Raw genomic sequence first — 16,837 nt, forward strand, 5'->3', positions numbered from 1 at the left:
GATGAAAACCTTTTATGGAACGGAACTGCCCAACCCGCTGATGCTCGGCACGGCCCAATACCCCAGCCCTGCCATTCTGGAGCAGGCTTTCCGTGACAGCGGTGCGGGTGTTGCAACCGTATCCCTGCGCCGTGAATCCGGTGCGGGGCAGACCTTTTGGCAGATGATCCGGGAGCTTGGCGTCCTGATCCTGCCTAACACAGCTGGCTGTCATACAGTAAAAGAGGCCGTGACCACAGCCCATATGGCCCGCGAGGTGTTTGAGACCCCGTGGATCAAACTGGAACTGATTGGGCACACCGACAGCCTGCAACCGGATGTGTTCCAGTTGGTCGAAGCCGCCCGTATCCTGACCGAAGACGGGTTTCAGGTGTTCCCCTATACCACTGACGATCTGATCGTGGGCGAACGCTTGTTAGAAGCAGGGTGCGAGGTGCTTATGCCTTGGGGTGCGCCCATTGGGTCTGGGCGTGGTCTGAACAACGAATACGCCTTGCGCGCTATGCGGGCCGAGTTTCCGGATGTTCCGTTGGTGGTCGATGCCGGTATCGGTCTGCCCAGCCATGCGGCCCACGCAATCGAACTTGGCTATGACGCCGTCCTTTTGAACACGGCCGTGGCTCGCGCCGGGGATCCTGTTCTGATGGCCAAAGCGATGGCGCAGGCGACACTGGCCGGGCAATTGGCCCATCAGGCGGACCCGATTGAGGCGCGCGATATGGCTGAACCCTCGACCCCCGTTGTTGGAAAGGCATTTCTGTCATGACGCTGGACCGTTTTTATCCGATCTTTGATCACTCGGATTGGCTGCGCCGGATGTTGCCGTTGGGTGTCAAACTGGTGCAATTGCGCGTAAAGGATCAGCCTGATGATGAGGTTCGCGACCAGATAGCGGCCTCGCGCGATTTGTGCCGCGATCATGGGGCAGTTCTGGTGATCAATGATTATTGGCAACATGCCATCGATCTGGGATGCGACTGGATTCACCTTGGGCAAGAGGATCTGGATGATGCTGACCTGAAAGCCATCCAAAAAGCGGGTCTAAAGCTGGGTGTTTCAACTCATGACGATGATGAGCTTGAGCGCGTGTTGGCAATGGATCCCGACTATGTGGCACTGGGACCGGTCTATCCAACCATCCTGAAAAAGATGAAATGGCATCAACAGGGCCTGCCCCGCGTGACCGAATGGAAGGCACGTGTTGGCGACATTCCCTTGGTTGGTATCGGCGGCATGAGCGTCGAGCGCGCAGCGGGGGTGCTGGAGGCCGGGGCCGATATTGTCTCGGCCGTGACGGACATCACCCTAAACGCGGATCCCGAAGCACGGGTGCGCGCGTGGATCGAGGCGACGCGATGAGCCGCTATAACCGTCAGACGCTTCTGCCCGAAGTGGGCGCCGAAGGACAGGGCCGCTTGTCTTCAGCTCGTGTTCTGGTGGTGGGAGCAGGCGGGTTGGCCGCGCCGGTCCTGCCGCTTTTGGCCGGGGCCGGCGTTGGGGGGATCACGATTGTAGATGGTGACACTGTGGATCTGTCGAATCTGCATCGGCAAACCTTGTTTGCTGAGGCAGACTGTGGACATCCAAAAGCCGAACGCGCTGCTGACCGGTGCCGTGCATTGAATGCCGAAGTTGAAGTTGTCGCCCTCAATCACGCCCTTACAAGCGAAAACGCGGCTTCCCTGGTGGCGCAAGCCGATGTCGTTCTGGATTGCGCCGACAGTTACGCGGCCAGCTATATCCTGTCGGACACGTGCCTCGCGCAAGGCAAACCGTTAATCAGCGCTTCGGTTCTGGGGCTTTCGGGCTATGTCGGTGGATTCTGCGGCGGAGCCCCATCCCTGCGCGCTGTGTTCCCGGACGCGCCCGATAGTGGGGCCAGCTGCGCTACGGCGGGCGTTCTGGGTCCTGTGGTTGGTGTGATCGGGGCGATGCAGGCGCAGATGGCGCTCAACCTGATCCTTGGGCTGGAGCCTTCGCCCTTGGGCCAGATTGTGCAGTATGACGCGCAAACCCTGCGCAGTACGGGGTTCCGCTTTGACGATGCGCCCGAGCCGAATACGTGCTTCCGCTTCCTATCTGTTAATCAACTGACGGATGCCGACCAAATCGTGGAGTTGCGCGGTATAGAAGAAGCACCAGTTCCAGCACACCCTGACGCCATCCGTATATCACCTGAAAACTTGCAACAGATAGACCCTAATAAAGGGAAACGGCTTGCTCTTTGCTGTGCGACAGGCCTGCGCTCGTGGCGTGCGGCGGAACACATGCAACCGAATTGGCCAGGCGAGATTGTCCTCGTCGCGGCCTCAACCTCGTGAATGAAAAGGAAACGCGAGACATGAAGAAGCTGATGACAGCCATAGCCCTTTTGGCCGCCGCGCCAGCCTGGGCCGAAGACAAGATGACAGTCCTGCTGGATTGGTTCATCAACCCTGACCATGGCCCTATTATTGTGGCTCAGGAAAACGGCTATTTTGCCGAGCAGGGCCTTGAGGTCGAAATCGTCCCGCCCGCGGATCCGTCCGCCCCGCCGCGTCTGGTTGCTGCTGGGCAGGCGGACCTGGCCGTGTCGTATCAGCCCCAGCTGCATCTGCAAATCCACGAAGGGCTGCCCCTGAAACGCGTTGGCACACTGGTTGCAACACCGTTGAACTGCCTTCTGGTGCTGGAAGATGGCCCGATCAAGTCGCCCGCAGACCTCAAGGGTAAGAAGATCGGTTTCTCGGTTGCGGGTGTCGAAGAGGCCATCCTTGGCACCGTTCTGGGCAAATATGACGTTGCTCTGGACGATGTTGAGATGATCAACGTCAACTTCTCACTCTCGCCCTCGCTGATGACTGGCCAGGTCGATGCGGTGATCGGCGCGTACCGTAACTTTGAACTCAATCAGATGGATATCGAAGGTCGTCCGGGCACTTGTTTTTACATCGAGGAAGAGGGCGTGCCATCTTACGACGAGCTGATTTATGTCGCCAACCCCGAGACGATGGACAAAGACAAGATCGCCCGCTTTTTGGCTGCGACCGAAAAAGCGACCCAGTATATCGTCAACAACCCGGAAAAAAGCTGGGAGATCTTCGCAAGCACGTCGCCTGAACTGCAAGATGAGCTGAACGCCCGCGCTTGGGTCGATACGTTGCCACGTTTTGCACTGCGCCCTGCAGGTTTTGATGCCGGTCGGTATGCCCGGTTCGAGGCGTTCCTGAACGAAAGCGGCATGATCGATAGCATCCTTCCGGTCAGTGATCTGACCATCGATGTTACCGCGCAATGAACGGGTATGGCAAAGCCTTCACGCTGATGCGTGATGCGGCGCAGGGGCCGTGGCGGGACTATACCCGCCACGCCTTTGTCGAAGGAATGAAGGATGGAACGCTGCCGCGTGAGGCGTTTCTTCACTATCTGCGTCAGGATTACGTGTTTCTGATCCATTTTTCTCGTGCGTGGGCTTTGGCAGTTGTGAAATCGGAAACGCATTCCGAAATGCTGACAGCGGTCGGCACCGTGAACGCTTTGGTTGCGGAAGAAATGCAGCTGCACATCGGTATCTGTGAGGCTGCTGGAATCTCACAGGATGAATTGTTCGCCACCCCCGAACGCGCCGAAAATCTTGCATATACGCGGTTCGTCCTCGAAGCGGGATACAGCGGTGATCTGCTGGACCTGCTGGCAGCGTTGGCCCCCTGCGTTATGGGCTATGGTGAGATCGGTACCCGGCTGGCGGAGGAAGCGACGTCCGAGACCTATCGCGATTGGATCAACACCTATGCCGGTGAAGAGTATCAAGGCGCGTGCCAAGCGGTAGGTGAGTTGCTGAATTCGGCTCTAACAAGGCGACTTGGGGCGGATTTTGAACCTTCACCCCGCTGGCATCGTCTGTGTCAAACCTTCCGGACGGCGACTGAGCTGGAAGTGAACTTCTGGCAAATGGGCCTAACACCATGACCCGTGCGCCCGGTCTGACAATCAGCGGATCAGCCAAAATCGATGATGCGACCCTGTTTGCTCCGTTGACCTTGAACCTGGACGCGGGTGCTTGGACCTGTTTGCTGGGCGGATCGGGCGTGGGAAAAACCACCGTTTTGCGGTTGATTGCCGGGCTGGAAACCGGGGCCAAGTTCTTGGGCCAGATCACAGCAAGCGACGGTTTGCCGGTCTCGGATCGGGTAGCTTACATGGCGCAGGATGATCTTCTGTTGCCCTGGGCGACAGTGGCTCAGAACGTTTCGCTTGGTGCGCGGCTGCGGGGCGAAAAGCCTGATCTGGATCGGCGTGACCGCCTGATCAAACGGATGCGCCTGCAGGATCACATGACCAAGAAACCGACCGAGCTGTCGGGGGGGCAAAGACAGCGCGTCGCGCTGGCCCGTACGTTGATGGAAGACCGGCCCATCGTGCTGCTGGATGAGCCCTTTTCAGCGCTCGACGCCCGGACTCGCGCCGATATGCAGGATCTGGCGGCCGAAGCGCTGGTGGGGCGAACTGTCCTTTTGGTCACGCATGACCCAGGTGAAGCCGCGCGCTTGGGGCAGTCCATTGTTGTCATGACCGAACACGGCCTGACCCCTTGCGACCCGCCTCATGCTCCGGCCCCGCGCAGCGTGGATGATCTGGAAACGCTGGAAACTCAGGGTGCGTTGCTGCGGCTTCTGCGGGAGGACGCAGCATGAGGTATCTGTCGGCGCTGGCAGCCACTCTGTTTGCTCTGCTCATCTGGCAAGGGATCGTAACCTTGACCGGATTGCCAAAATTCATCCTGCCCGGACCAGCCGTGGTGGCTGAAACTTGGTGGCAGAACAGGTGGTTAATCGCCGAGCATGCGTGGATCACCGCAGTTGAAGTTGTCATAGGCTTAGCTGTCGGTACGGTGCTGGGCGTCATCACAGCACTGCAATTGGCGAATTCGCGCGCCGCGCGAGTTTTGGTGCAGCCCATGCTGGTGTTTACTCAGGCGCTGCCGGTTTTTGCACTGGCACCGTTGCTGACCCTGTGGCTTGGCTATGGTCTGTGGTCCAAAGTCGCGATGGCGGTGCTGATCATCTATTTCCCGATCACCTCGTCTTTCTTTGATGGTTTGATGCGCACGCCACCGGGTTATCTGGATTTGGCGCGCACGATGCAGGCCAGCAAACGTTCGGTCCTGTGGCACATCCGTATTCCGGCGGCGCTGCCATCGTTGGCTTCGGGTATGCGTCTGGCGGCGGTTTATGCTCCGATCGGGGCGGTGATTGGCGAATGGGTCGGCTCGTCGCAAGGTTTGGGCTATCTGATGCTGCTGGCCAATGGTCGCGCCAAGACCGACCTGATGTTCGCGGCGATGCTGACGCTGGGTGTGTTCTCGATCCTTCTGCACATGATTGTCCGCCGCGCCACCGCGCATATGGAAGGAGAGGGGCGTTAACCAATCAGAAACTGATTCTGCGTCAGGGTGAAGCTATGACCCAGAACGCCTTTGCCGAAGCCCCTATGCTGTTTGACACGGACGAAGCGCCCGCGCAGCCGCTGCCGTCAGGTCGGTTACCCTCCTACATAAAAGACCACCGCAAGCGGCTGCGCGAACGGTTCATGGCAGGCGGATCAGCGGCGATGCCGGATTACGAGTTGCTGGAACTGGTGTTGTTCCGGTCGATACCCCGGCAGGACGTCAAGCCGCTGGCGCGTGGTTTGATGGATGCGTTTGGCGATTTCAACCGCGTGTTGACCGCGCCGGAAGAACGTCTGCGCAAGATCAAAGGCGTTGGGGATTCGGTGATCACGGATCTCAAGATCCTCGAGGCCTGCGCCCATCGGATGGCGCGTGCACGTGTGATGCAGCGGCATGTGATCTCGGGTTGGGATGCGCTGCTGGATTATTGTCACACCACCATGGCCCATCGCGAAACCGAGCAGTTTCGGGTGTTTTATCTGGACAGAAAAAACGTTCTGATCGCTGATGAAGAACAGGCCAAAGGAACCGTTGATCACGTACCGGTCTATCCGCGCGAGGTTGCAAAACGGGCGCTGGAGCTGAATGCTTCGGCCTTGATATTGGTCCATAACCACCCGTCTGGTGACCCGACGCCCTCGCAGTCGGACATCGACATGACCAACCGTATTCAGGATGCCTGTTCGGCCTTGGGGCTAACCCTGCACGATCACCTGATCATAGGAAAATCGACCGAGTTGAGCTTTCGGTCGGAAGGATTCCTGTAGCGCTTACTGAACCCAGATTTCGACCCGACGGTTAACTTTGCGGCCCCATTCCGTGTCATCGCAGGCCATTGGCATCGCCTCACCAAACCCTTCGGCTGAAACCTCGATACCTTCGGGCAGTGACGATTCCACAGCCGCCAGCACACCGTTGCGCACGGTTTGCGCGCGCCGCAAGGCGATGCGGGCATTGGTGGCGGCCCCGCCGTCACCGTCGCTGAAGCCCGCAAACACCAGCTTGCGCGCCTTCAGCGTTCCGGTCTCAAGCATCTGGGCCAGTTGTTGAATGTTTGAACGAGACTGTGCGTCGGGGCGCGAAGAGCCGGGTTCGAATCGAACAGACAAGGATAGGCGCGAAAGTGGGCGCAGCGTGTCGATCATGCGCTGCAACTCCTCCAACCCGACCTCGGAGCCGCCTGTTAAGATGGCATTGGCCAGCCGGTCGCCCTGCACGTCAACCGGCAGGTTTTCGGGCGATTGATCCACATACCCCGCGCCCCGTATCGCCATCTGAGCCTCTGGGCTTTGGGTGTATGCCAGAAACTGTCGCGCGATCCGTGGCAGGCGTCGGTCCGGGAGGTAAAGGAACATCGGCAGAGTCAGCGGATAATCCTCGGTCTTGATAGATTGTCGGGTCGCGGCAAGAGGATGTCCGCATCCTCCGGTCAGTGGCAGGATGCGGGTGGTATTAGCTGTAGCTTTGCTGGCTATCCCAATTGAAAAGGGATCTTTTGCGACAGAGTCTGTCAGATCGCGGATTCGGCTGTGCGGGGTCGCTGTCGGTGACAATTCTGCATCCACGGTTTTCAAAACCTGGTCTTCAACAGCTTGCGAAAGTCCGGATCCTATTTCCGGGACATGCAAAGCAATCGGCGCGTCTGGGCCGCCCAAATCCGCCCAATTGGTCACTTCCCCGGACAGGATGCGGGCCAAATCCGCCATCGAGATTTGCTGCATCATGTTGTCGGCAGCGACCACCGGGACCATTGCGTCCAACGCAATGACGCGCGAGCGCCGCGCCCGTTTCAGATCACCCAAACCGGCAGCTTCGGCTTCCTCTCGTTCTGACTCACGCACTTCCCGCTGGGCCATCACAATATCTGTCTGATCCGCAACAAGATCACTGAATCCACGCGCCGTCGTGCCCACATCAAAATAAAACCGTGCCAGCGGTGCCGAGCGCTCAGCCTGTCTTAGTTCGTAGACAAAGCTGTCCGAATCCACACGCGCCGGGATTGCGGTCAGGCTTTCTTGTTGCGCGAAGCCAATGATCAGCGCGGGCAGTACCGTTTCAGCCATAACGGATGAGCCGGAAAACCACAGCTCGGCCACAAAATCGGTCAGGTTCGGGCAGGCTGGACCGTCACATGTAACGCCCGATCCATCCACCGTGAGTGCGCCAAACTGCGTCTCAACGCGATAAAACTCGCCGTCAAAGCCCAGCAGATTGCCGGTCACTTCGACCTTGCCGTCATGCGACGTCAGCGTGATGTCCTGCGCCAGAGCGCCAGTGGCAAATGAAATCAGCGCAGCTGCCGCTACACGGAATAATGTCATAAGAGAGCCGAACCTGCCTGCGGATTACTTTGCCGCAATTGTCAGGTCTGAGAGCAGATTTTTCAACACCAGAAACTCACCAGCCTGTGAACAATCGGGCAGGGTCAGCGACATGTCGCGTGACCGCAAGCGACGGTCTGGCAGAAGCTCTAAAGCTTGCACGTTCAGCGTGTGCCCACAATTTGCTTCTGTCACTTCGGCCTCGACCGTCAGGTCAATTGTACCGGACTGATCCGATGCGCCTGCAGGAAAAGAATACACTTCGATATTCTGTGCCTTTTCGTGACCAATCTGACCCAGGCGCAAAACCTTTCCGGCGCCTTTGGCCGATGCGTCATCCCATACATGGCCATCACCGCCATAGCTGGCGCCGAACTCCAGAGCATGGATCTGCAATTCGGTCTCGCCCTGCCATTGCAGGGCAACGCGATTGTATTCGACAATGTCAGAAACGTGAGTGGTGGCGACAGTGCCGGTTTGGTCTTCGAACGAAATCAGGAAAATCGCGTATTCCGACAAGGCCGGGATGGTCATTTGCAACCCGCCAGAGGCATCGGTCATTTGACTGACCGTCAGGCCACTGTGGTGGATCTCAACCCGCTCTTCCGCGTTGCAGGGCGCTTTGAGCGAAACACGCGCCATCGCGCCCGAAACCGCAATTGCACGGGCACTGATATTACAATCCGACGGTTTGAGCGCGGAAGGAACCCCGCGAGGTGCCGAAGCTGCATTGCCGGGATTTGCATCAGAGGGCGTGGCAGACGTCAAAACAATATCTTCCAGTCCCGACAGAACCGAAGACTGTTCGGATGCCGAAGCGACATCAATTCCAGCCTGCGCGCCGTTGGGCTGCGCAGATGATCCGTTTTGCATCAGGTAGCCGATGCCCAAAGCACAGGCGACGGTACCGCACATGGTCACGTAGTTGCGAACTACAAACAAGACACCCTCCCCAGTTGAAGGAGCAGCTTGCACTCTCGTTACGAATCGCGGCCAATTTGTGGCCGCGAGACGGACTCATTGTGATCAGTGTGTGTTGACGTCAGGTCAATCGGCCGTGGCAGTGTTTGAACTTTTTGCCAGAGCCGCAGGGGCAGGGGTCGTTTCGCGACGGGTTACCCCAGGTTGACGGGTCATTCTCATCAAACCCCGGCAGCGCATCACCGGATGCTGTAGCTTCGGCTTTGGCTTCGGCCTGACCAGCGGCCTTGTCCACCGCCTGTTGCGCCTGCGCTTGTTGCGCAGCCATCTGGGCGAGCATTTCTTTCTGCTCTTCCTCGGTCAGCGGACGCACGCGCGACAATTGCTGAGTCACGGTTTCGCGCAAGCTGTCCAGCATACTTTCGAAAAGTTGGAAGCTTTCGTTCTTGTATTCGTTCAGTGGGTCGCGCTGTGCGTAACCGCGAAAACCGACGACCGAACGCAAATGTTCCAACGTCAGCAAATGCTCGCGCCATTTGCTGTCGATAGTTTGTAGCAATACCTGTTTTTCGATATTGCGCATGTTCTCAGGCCCGAAGGCGACGGCTTTCTGGGCCATCATCTCATCAGCGGATTTGATCAGACGTTCGCGCACCTGCTCGTCATCCACGCCTTCCTCGGCGGCCCAGTCCTGAACCGGGGCGTCGATGGTCAGCTTATCCTTGATCGCCTCATGCAGACCATCGGTATCCCATTGATCGGCATAAGATTTCGGCGGCATGTACTCATCGATCAGATCGTCAATCACCTGCTCGCGCATATCTGAGACGATCTCGGACAGGTCATTGGCCGACATGATTTCGCGGCGCTGGCTAAAGATCACCTTACGCTGATCGTTCATCACGTCGTCAAATTTGAGAACGTTTTTCCGCATGTCGAAGTTGCGGCCTTCAACCTTGGACTGCGCGCGTTCCAGCGACTTGTTCACCCAAGGGTGGACGATCGCCTCGCCTTCTTTCATGCCCAGCGTGGTCAGCACCTTGTCCAGACGTTCCGAGCCAAAGATGCGCATCAAATCGTCTTCGAGGCTCAGGTAGAACACAGTGCGGCCCGGATCGCCCTGACGGCCTGAACGACCGCGCAGCTGGTTGTCGATGCGGCGGCTTTCGTGGCGTTCAGACGCCATGACATACAGACCACCAGCAGCCAGAACCTTTTCTTTTTCCTCAGCGTGGCGCGCTTCTTCTGCGGCTCGCAATTCCGATGGATCAGCCTCGGGGTTTTCGGCCAGCGCCTTCAGCACTTTCATTTCGACATTGCCGCCCAGCTGAATGTCGGTGCCGCGACCGGCCATGTTTGTGGCAATTGTCACGGCACCCAAACGGCCTGCATCTGCAACGATCTGCGCCTCTTGCTCGTGCTGACGGGCATTCAGAACGTTGTGCTCGATGCCTTCTTTGGTCAGCATTTGGCTCAGCAGCTCGGACTTCTCGATCGAAGTGGTACCCAGCAGAACCGGCTGACCTTTTTCCTGCGCCTTTTGGGTTTCGCTGATCATCGCGCCATATTTTTCCATTGCGGTGCGATAAACCTGATCATCCTCGTCGATACGGGCAATTGGCTTGTTGGTTGGAACCTCGACCACGCCCAGACCGTAGATTTCCTGAAATTCCTCAGCCTCGGTCAACGCAGTCCCGGTCATACCACCCAGCTTGTCATACAAGCGGAAATAGTTCTGGAAGGTCACGCTGGCCAGCGTCACGTTTTCGGGCTGGATCTGCACACCTTCCTTGGCCTCAATCGCCTGATGCAGGCCTTCCGACAGGCGGCGACCCGGCATCATACGGCCAGTGAACTCGTCGATCAGAACAACGTTGCCGTCCCGGACAATGTAATCCTTGTCCCGTTGGAAAAGCTTGTGCGCGCGCAGACCCTGGTTCACGTGGTGCACGACCGTGGTGCTTTCGGGGTCATACAAGGAATGGCCTTCGGGAATCAGGCCTGCCTGTAACAACTGAGCTTCCAGAAACTCGTTGCCCTCGTCCGTGAAGGTCACGTTGCGCGACTTTTCATCCAAACTGAAATGGTCATCGCTTAGCGTTGGGATCAGCGCGTCAATCGCTGTGTACAGATCCGAGCGGTCCTGTGCAGGCCCCGAGATGATCAGCGGCGTCCGCGCCTCGTCGATTAGGATCGAGTCGACCTCGTCCACAATCGCGAAGTTGTGGTGTTTCTGATAAACCTGTTCCAGATCTGCCTTCATGTTGTCGCGCAAATAATCGAAACCCAGCTCATTATTGGTGGCATAGGTGATGTCGCACTTATAAGCGGCCATCTTTTCATCATCGGGCTGGCCCGACCAGATCACACCGGTGGTCATGCCCACGGCGGCAAACACCTTGCCCATCCATTCCGAGTCGCGCTTGGCCAGGTATTCGTTCACCGTGACCACATGCACGCCCTTGCCGGTCAAAGCGTTCAGATAGGCAGGGAAGGTCGCGACCAGTGTCTTGCCCTCACCCGTTTTCATTTCCGAGATATTGCCCTGATGCAGGAAGGTTCCGCCCATCAACTGCACGTCAAAGGCCCGCAAACCAAGCGCGCGCTTTGCACCTTCGCGCACGTTGGCAAAGGCTTCGGGCAGCAGACTGTCTAGGCTTTCGCCATCCAGCGCCCGTTTGCGCAGTTCTTCCGTTTTTTCGATCAGACCCTGATCCGACAGTTTCTCAAATTCGGGTTCCAATGCGTTGATCTTTTCGATCAGGGGGCGGGTCGCCTTGATCTTGCGGTCGTTCGGTGTTCCGAACACCTTTTTGGCGAGCGTTCCGAGTCCCAGCATGTTCACTCCAGCGGATCTGTTCTTGTCTTGGTTGCGACAGGCTTGCCCACCTTGCGCGCAACCCATAGATACGGGGGGTGAAAGGCGGCCCTGTCCAAGGCTTCAAAGCGATGTAAGCGGCAGGTTCCAGAGTGTCAACGCTGCGCCCTGTCGCGGCAAGGAAATAGGATGATTCAATGCCCAAAGGCCTCACTTTTCTGCCATCGCTGGCTCTGACTGCCATGATGGCGCTGCCGCTGGCCGCCGAAACCCAACCCGATGCGTCCACAGTTGTTGCGCGTGTGAACGGTGACGAGATCACACTTGGTCACGTGATAGCGACCGTTGCCGTTTTGCCCCCGCAGTATCAGCAGGCAGAAGACGACGTTTTGTTCGACTTTGTTCTGGAACAATTGATCCAGCAACAATTGCTAGGTCAGCAGCAAGATGACCTGAACACTGAAAACGCCCTGCGTTTAGAGAATGAAGAGCGATCGCTGCGTGCGGTACAGACGGTCGCCGCGTTGACAGAGGCTGCGGTCACGGATGATGCCATTCAAGCGGCCTACGATGCGCAATTCAAAGATTTCGCAGGCGAAGACGAATTTGATGCCAGCCACATCCTTGTCGAGACCGAGGAAAAAGCAAAAGAGCTTAAGCTGCAGCTGGATGAAGGTGCCGACTTTGCCGAGCTTGCGCGCGAAAACTCGACTGGGCCGTCCGGCCCCAATGGGGGCGCGCTGGGTTGGTTTGGCAAGGGCCAAATGGTGCCCGAGTTCGAAGGCGCCGTGATCGCGCTTGAAAAAGGGCAGGTCTCGGATCCGGTTCAGACCCAATTTGGCTGGCATCTGGTCAAGCTGAATGACAAGCGCAAGACCGAAGCGCCTGAATTGGACATTGTGCGCGAAGAACTTGTGCAGACGATCCAGCAGGACGTCATTCAGGCCCGTATTGATGAGCTTACGCAACAGTCACAGATCGAGCGTCCCGCGCTGGATGGTGCAGGCCACGAAATGATGCGCCAACTGGACCTGATTCAGGAGTAAAGACCCGTGGCCAAGATTACCAAGGTTTCACCGCTGGCCCCAGCGTCATTCCCTGACCTGCCCGCGATTGACGGTGTGCGCTTCGCAACTGTCGAGGCCGGGGTGCGTTATCAGGGCCGTACCGACGTCATGCTGGCCGTTTTGGACCCAGGCACTTCGGTCGCCGGGGTCTTTACCCGCTCGGCCACACGGGCTGCGCCGGTGCTGGACTGTCAGGACAAGATCGGTGGGTCCAGCGAAGGGCCTGCGGCGATCCTGGTGAACTCGGGCAATGCCAATGCCTTTACAGGCCACTATGGCCAGACCTCGGTGGCCGAGGTGACGCAAGCCGTGTCCAAGGCCACCGGCGTTCCGATAGAACGCGTCTTTACCTCGTCCACCGGGGTGATTGGTGAACCGTTGCCCCATGACCGTATCGTTTCGCAGCTTGAGACGTTGAAATCCGGCCTGAGCCGCCATGCTATCGAGGATGCAGCACGGGCAATCATGACCACCGACACCTTCCCGAAAGGGGCGTCTGCTCAGGTCGAGATTGACGGGAAAACAGTCTCTATTGCTGGGATTGCGAAGGGATCCGGCATGATCGCGCCCGATATGGCGACGATGCTGGTCTATATTTTCACAGACGCGCAACTCGAGCAATCTGCGCTGCAGTCCATACTGAGCGCGCAGACTGACCGGACCTTCAACTGCATTACCGTGGACAGCGATACGTCGACCTCGGACAGCCTGTTGCTGTGCGCCACCGGGGCATCTGGCGTGAACGCCACTGGCAATGCCGCCTTTGCCGAAGCGCTGGAAACCGTGATGCTGGACCTCGCGCAACAGGTCGTGCGTGACGGGGAAGGGGCCACAAAATTTGTGGAGATTCGCGTAACCGGGGCCGTCTCGGACATGGACGCCAAGGTGCATGGTTTGGCAATTGCCAACTCGCCGCTGGTCAAAACCGCCATCGCGGGCGAGGACCCGAACTGGGGCCGCATTGTCATGGCCATCGGCAAATCCGGTGCGGCGGCGGATCGGGACCTTCTGAGCATCTCGTTCGGTGACATTCTGGTGGCGGAAAAAGGTTGGGTCAGCCCTGACTACCGTGAGGAGGATGCGGCCGAATATATGAAGGGTCAGGACCTTGTGATCGCGGTCGACCTTGGACTGGGCGAAGGCAAATCCACCGTTTGGACCTGCGACCTGACCCATGGATACATCGAGATCAACGCGGATTATCGCTCGTGAAAACTATACTGGTATCTGCTGTCGCTCTCATCGACATCGAGGGCCGTGTCCTGCTGGCCCAACGTCCCGAAGGCAAATCCATGGCCGGTCTGTGGGAATTCCCTGGAGGCAAAATCGAACCCGGCGAAACCCCCGAAGTCGCCCTGATCCGCGAATTGCATGAGGAACTGGGCATCGACACCTGGGCCTCGTGCCTCGCGCCGCTGACTTTTGCCAGCCACAGCTATGACGATTTCCACTTGCTGATGCCGCTGTTTGCTTGTCGGAAGTGGGAGGGGATACCGCAGTCCAAGGAGGGTCAGGCGCTGAAATGGGTGCGCGCGAACGATTTGCGGAATTATCCGATGCCTGCGGCGGACATACCGCTGATCCCAATTTTGCGGGATTGGTTGTAGCCGCACATGCTGGTTCCGGACTTATTCAACGCGCGTCGCTGACAGTTTGAGATACCCGACCGGAGTATTTGCGCCATTTCTGACAAAGTCATCGTCTGCTGCATCAAATATTGAGAAGGTTTTGACGTCTTTTCCATATTGGATGATTGCGTGACCGTGTTCATCGATGAACTGCAACTTGCCTGTACTTTTTGCGATCTGGAAGAAAACGATATTGAGCCCTGGCCTTAGAGTGCTTTCAAAATCTCCCATAGCAACCTTGCAATCCGCAGACTCTTCACACGTAAACCGAAAAACAACTTCATCGTCTTCAACTTTAATATGCCCCTGGATCAGTACCTCCGAGGGTTGCTCTGCAACTGCCCCTGATCCCGTGAGCAAGCTTAATATGAAGAAAAGCCGATAGATGGTGTTGGTCATCAACTTACCTAAAAAATAGCCTAAAACACATATGCATTAGAGGTCGCACATATCGCCTGCCTCGCCAAGCGAGATCTTGTAAACCGTTCAATTCTCAGGAACACCCTTTCACCCCTGTTACAATTCGTAAGAATTGAGAAAACATCAGGCAAAACTTGACGTTGATCTTTCCTGCGTCCCTTATCGGGACATCGACACCCGGGGCGTGTTCCCGATCTGTCGTTTCCGGCTCGGAGGAGGGGCCGGATGGGGAGGAGAGAAAGATTGGCTCAGACGCAGTCGGGCGCTGAAGGGATGCAGTCTCTTCCGGCGCTGCTACATCGCAATGTGACCCAGTTCGGGGATGCCCCGGCCTATCGGGAAAAAGAATTCGGAATCTGGCAATGCTGGTCCTGGGCGGAAGCCGCCAAAGAGATTCGAGCGATTGCGCTTGGGTTTCTGGAATTGGGCGTTGAGAAAGGCGACCATATCGCCGTCATAGGCCGCAACCGTCCTGCGCATTATTGGTCGATGGTTGCCGCGCAGATGGTGGGCGCGGTGCCTGTGCCTCTGTATCAGGACTCAGTCGCCGAAGAGATGGCCTATGTGCTGGAACATTGCGGCGCGAAATACGTGGTCTGCGGCGATCAGGAGCAGGTCGACAAGGTCATCGAAATTCAGGAAAACCTTCATCAGGTCAAACACATCCTCTATACCGACAAGCGCGGGATGCGGAAGTATGACCATTCCCAGATGAACGCGCTTGATGACATTATGGCCGAGGGCAGTGCCGGTCATGCACGGTTTGACGCGGAACTGGACAAGCGCATCGCAGCGATCACCTATGACGATACCTGCGTGATGCTTTATACCTCGGGCACCACAGGCAAACCCAAGGGTGTGGTGCTGTCGAACCGCAATGTCATTGAAAGCGCAAAGAATTCTGCTGAATTTGATCACCTGACACGGAACGAGGACATTCTGTCTTATCTGCCAATGGCTTGGGTGGGTGACTTCATTTTCTCGATCGGTCAGGCCTATTGGTGCGGCTTCTGCGTGAACTGCCCCGAAAGCGCTGACACCATGATGACGGACCTGCGCGAGATCGGGCCGACCTATTTCTTCGCACCGCCGCGCGTGTTCGAAACGCAGCTGACCAATGTGATGATCCGGATGGAGGATGCGGGCAAGCTGAAGCAGCGCATGTTCCACCACTTCATGGCGCATGCCAAGAAGGTTGGTGGTTTGTTGTTAGACGGCAAGCCGGTGGGCTTTGGCGACAAGCTGAAATACGCGTTGGGCAATCTGCTGGTTTATGGGCCGCTCAAGGATACGCTGGGCTATGGCCGCTTCCGCGTTGGATATACGGCGGGTGAGGCGATTGGGCCGGAAATCTTTGATTTCTATCGCTCTTTGGGCATCAACCTGAAACAGCTTTACGGTCAGACCGAGGCAACCGTCTTCATCACCGTACAGCCGGATGGCGAGGTGCGTGCCGATACAGTTGGCGTTCCCGCGCCGGATGTGGAGTTGAAGATCGACGATAAGGGTGAGATTCACTATCGCTCGCCTGGCGTGTTTGTTGAGTACTACAACAATCCCGATTCGACTGCCTCGACAAAGGATGCCGAGGGGTGGGTGGCCACCGGGGATGCGGGGTTCATTGAAGAGACCTCGGGTCACTTGCGGATCATCGATCGTGCAAAGGATGTGGGCAAAATGGCCGACGGGTCGATGTTTGCGCCGAAATATGTCGAGAACAAACTGAAATTCTATCCCGATATCCTTGAAGTTGTCCTGTTTGGCAACGGCAAGGATCGCTGTGTAGCCTTTATCAATATCGACCTGACGGCAGTGGGGAACTGGGCCGAGCGTAACAACGTGGCCTATGCGTCCTATCAAGAACTGGCGGGTCATCCCCGCGTGTTAGAGACGATTCGTGGCCATGTGGAAGAGGTCAACAAATCGGTCGCGGCAGATGAAATGCTGTCGGGCTGCCAGGTGCATCGCTTTGTGGTTCTGCACAAGGAACTGGATGCCGATGATGGCGAGATGACCCGGACCCGCAAAGTGCGCCGCGGCTTTGTCGAGGACAAGTTCCACGACATCATTGCCGCGCTATATGATGGGTCCGAGAGCGTTTCGACCACCACCGAAGTGACCTATGAGGATGGCCGCAAGGGCTCGATTTCTGCAACTCTGGAGATTGTAGACGCACCGGTTGTGCCGGTCGCGCAGCACAAGGTTGCGGCGGAATGAGCGCCGCTCGACCTGCC

The 16,837-nt window shown here is 57.4% G+C and carries 16 protein-coding genes; 12 read left to right on the forward strand and 4 right to left on the reverse strand.

Annotated features, from left to right (window positions below; genetic code table 11):
- Position 1 precedes the first annotated feature (1 nt).
- From I9187_RS00640 to radC, 8 genes are read left to right on the forward strand one after another with little or no spacing between them, the layout of a single operon-like run.
- Entirely contained in the window at positions 2 to 766 is a 765-nt protein-coding gene (locus I9187_RS00640) for a thiazole synthase (RefSeq protein ID WP_171178575.1), read from the forward strand.
- Entirely contained in the window at positions 763 to 1,359 is a 597-nt protein-coding gene (locus I9187_RS00645; protein WP_171178573.1) for a thiamine phosphate synthase, read from the forward strand. The genes I9187_RS00640 and I9187_RS00645 overlap by 4 nt, the downstream gene beginning before the upstream one ends.
- Entirely contained in the window at positions 1,356 to 2,321 is a 966-nt protein-coding gene (locus I9187_RS00650; protein ID WP_171178571.1) for a HesA/MoeB/ThiF family protein, read from the forward strand. The genes I9187_RS00645 and I9187_RS00650 overlap by 4 nt, the downstream gene beginning before the upstream one ends.
- 20 nt (positions 2,322 to 2,341) lie before the next feature.
- Positions 2,342 to 3,277, forward strand: coding sequence for an ABC transporter substrate-binding protein (locus I9187_RS00655; protein WP_171178569.1), 936 nt, complete (start codon positions 2,342 to 2,344; stop codon positions 3,275 to 3,277).
- Complete coding sequence (tenA, locus tag I9187_RS00660; RefSeq protein WP_171178567.1) at positions 3,274 to 3,948, forward strand: thiaminase II; 675 nt, start codon at positions 3,274 to 3,276, stop codon at positions 3,946 to 3,948. Before I9187_RS00655 ends, tenA begins: the two co-directional genes overlap by 4 nt.
- Positions 3,945 to 4,673 carry an ATP-binding cassette domain-containing protein gene (locus tag I9187_RS00665; protein ID WP_171178565.1) on the forward strand — a complete coding sequence of 243 codons (729 nt, stop codon included), beginning with the start codon at positions 3,945 to 3,947 and terminating at the stop codon, positions 4,671 to 4,673. Before tenA ends, I9187_RS00665 begins: the two co-directional genes overlap by 4 nt.
- Positions 4,670 to 5,404, forward strand: a complete 735-nt coding sequence (locus I9187_RS00670; RefSeq protein ID WP_171178563.1) for an ABC transporter permease — start codon at positions 4,670 to 4,672, stop codon at positions 5,402 to 5,404. Before I9187_RS00665 ends, I9187_RS00670 begins: the two co-directional genes overlap by 4 nt.
- Before the next feature lie 35 nt (positions 5,405 to 5,439).
- Entirely contained in the window at positions 5,440 to 6,195 is a 756-nt protein-coding gene (gene radC, locus I9187_RS00675) for a DNA repair protein RadC (RefSeq protein WP_171178561.1), read from the forward strand.
- 3 nt (positions 6,196 to 6,198) lie between these two features.
- On the opposite strand, the gene I9187_RS00680 is transcribed toward radC, so the two are convergent.
- From I9187_RS00680 to secA, 3 genes are all read right to left on the reverse strand, one after another.
- Positions 6,199 to 7,749 (reverse strand): phosphate ABC transporter substrate-binding/OmpA family protein, encoded by a 1,551-nt coding sequence (locus I9187_RS00680; RefSeq protein ID WP_171178559.1) that lies wholly within the window; start codon positions 7,747 to 7,749, stop codon positions 6,199 to 6,201.
- Between the two features lie 24 nt (positions 7,750 to 7,773).
- On the reverse strand, positions 7,774 to 8,691 hold the full coding sequence (locus I9187_RS00685; RefSeq protein WP_171178557.1) for a hypothetical protein: 918 nt from the start codon (positions 8,689 to 8,691) through the stop codon (positions 7,774 to 7,776).
- A 100-nt stretch (positions 8,692 to 8,791) separates the two neighbouring features.
- Positions 8,792 to 11,509: a preprotein translocase subunit SecA gene (gene secA / locus I9187_RS00690; protein WP_171178555.1), complete on the reverse strand. Its 2,718-nt coding sequence runs from the start codon at positions 11,507 to 11,509 to the stop codon at positions 8,792 to 8,794.
- A 176-nt stretch (positions 11,510 to 11,685) separates the two neighbouring features.
- On the opposite strand from secA, the gene I9187_RS00695 reads away from it, so the two are divergent.
- The 3 genes from I9187_RS00695 to mutT are packed head-to-tail and all read left to right on the forward strand — an operon-like array spanning position 11,686 to position 14,162.
- On the forward strand, positions 11,686 to 12,534 hold the full coding sequence (locus tag I9187_RS00695; RefSeq protein ID WP_171178548.1) for a peptidylprolyl isomerase: 849 nt from the start codon (positions 11,686 to 11,688) through the stop codon (positions 12,532 to 12,534).
- Positions 12,535 to 12,540: 6 nt separating this feature from the next.
- On the forward strand, positions 12,541 to 13,767 hold the full coding sequence (argJ, locus tag I9187_RS00700; protein ID WP_171178546.1) for a bifunctional glutamate N-acetyltransferase/amino-acid acetyltransferase ArgJ: 1,227 nt from the start codon (positions 12,541 to 12,543) through the stop codon (positions 13,765 to 13,767).
- A complete protein-coding gene (mutT, locus tag I9187_RS00705; RefSeq protein WP_171178544.1) occupies positions 13,764 to 14,162 on the forward strand; it encodes an 8-oxo-dGTP diphosphatase MutT in 399 nt (132 codons plus the stop codon). The genes argJ and mutT overlap by 4 nt, the downstream gene beginning before the upstream one ends.
- A gap of 21 nt (positions 14,163 to 14,183) precedes the next feature.
- Here mutT and I9187_RS00710 read toward each other — a convergent pair whose 3' ends face one another.
- The gene (locus tag I9187_RS00710; RefSeq protein ID WP_171178542.1) at positions 14,184 to 14,582 is read right to left on the reverse strand and encodes a hypothetical protein; all 399 of its coding nucleotides are present in this window, start codon (positions 14,580 to 14,582) and stop codon (positions 14,184 to 14,186) included.
- Between the two features lie 294 nt (positions 14,583 to 14,876).
- Here I9187_RS00710 and I9187_RS00715 point away from each other — a divergent pair, with 294 nt between their 5' ends.
- Complete coding sequence (locus I9187_RS00715; RefSeq protein WP_171178860.1) at positions 14,877 to 16,820, forward strand: AMP-binding protein; 1,944 nt, start codon at positions 14,877 to 14,879, stop codon at positions 16,818 to 16,820.
- The last annotated feature ends 17 nt before the right edge of the window (positions 16,821 to 16,837 follow it).

The sequence above is a fragment of the Ruegeria sp. HKCCE4148 genome, from assembly GCF_017872495.1.
Classification (GTDB): Bacteria; Pseudomonadota; Alphaproteobacteria; order Rhodobacterales; family Rhodobacteraceae; genus Ruegeria.

Coding starts and splice junctions, on each gene's coding strand:
- I9187_RS00680 (WP_171178559.1), bottom strand. CDS start 7,749: ATGACATTATTCCGTGTAGCGGCAGCTGCGCTGATTTCATTTGCCACT.
- I9187_RS00645 (WP_171178573.1), top strand. CDS start 763: ATGACGCTGGACCGTTTTTATCCGATCTTTGATCACTCGGATTGGCTG.
- I9187_RS00665 (WP_171178565.1), top strand. CDS start 3,945: ATGACCCGTGCGCCCGGTCTGACAATCAGCGGATCAGCCAAAATCGAT.
- I9187_RS00715 (WP_171178860.1), top strand. CDS start 14,877: ATGCAGTCTCTTCCGGCGCTGCTACATCGCAATGTGACCCAGTTCGGG.
- I9187_RS00650 (WP_171178571.1), top strand. CDS start 1,356: ATGAGCCGCTATAACCGTCAGACGCTTCTGCCCGAAGTGGGCGCCGAA.
- tenA (WP_171178567.1), top strand. CDS start 3,274: ATGAACGGGTATGGCAAAGCCTTCACGCTGATGCGTGATGCGGCGCAG.
- I9187_RS00640 (WP_171178575.1), top strand. CDS start 2: ATGAAAACCTTTTATGGAACGGAACTGCCCAACCCGCTGATGCTCGGC.
- I9187_RS00655 (WP_171178569.1), top strand. CDS start 2,342: ATGAAGAAGCTGATGACAGCCATAGCCCTTTTGGCCGCCGCGCCAGCC.
- secA (WP_171178555.1), bottom strand. CDS start 11,509: ATGCTGGGACTCGGAACGCTCGCCAAAAAGGTGTTCGGAACACCGAAC.
- radC (WP_171178561.1), top strand. CDS start 5,440: ATGACCCAGAACGCCTTTGCCGAAGCCCCTATGCTGTTTGACACGGAC.
- I9187_RS00710 (WP_171178542.1), bottom strand. CDS start 14,582: ATGACCAACACCATCTATCGGCTTTTCTTCATATTAAGCTTGCTCACG.
- I9187_RS00670 (WP_171178563.1), top strand. CDS start 4,670: ATGAGGTATCTGTCGGCGCTGGCAGCCACTCTGTTTGCTCTGCTCATC.
- I9187_RS00695 (WP_171178548.1), top strand. CDS start 11,686: ATGCCCAAAGGCCTCACTTTTCTGCCATCGCTGGCTCTGACTGCCATG.